We start from the raw sequence: 264 nt of genomic DNA on the forward strand, positions 1-264 counted from the left end.
CATTCGCTTGATGGCCGCCACCAATATCACCATTGAAAACGTTACCCTCAAAAACATGTGGGGCGACGGCATATATCTCGGCAAAGACAGCACCCACCCCACGCAAAACGAAAACGTTACCGTCTATCAAGTCACCTCGGATCACAACCGCCGCCAAGGACTGAGCGTTACCCACGGAAAAAACATCAAAATTCTAAACTCCATCTTCCAAAATACCGATGGCACCGACCCGCGCGCGGGCATTGATCTTGAACCCAATGCAGG

General features: G+C 51.1%; 1 protein-coding gene. It reads left to right on the plus strand.

Annotated features, from left to right (window positions below; all coding sequences use genetic code 11):
* Positions 1–264: right-handed parallel beta-helix repeat-containing protein (locus B0E34_RS22785; protein WP_185117462.1), on the plus strand; the 264-nt coding region annotated here is incomplete at both ends.

Source organism: Chryseobacterium mucoviscidosis, assembly GCF_002177115.1.
GTDB lineage: Bacteria > Bacteroidota > Bacteroidia > Flavobacteriales > Weeksellaceae > Chryseobacterium > Chryseobacterium mucoviscidosis.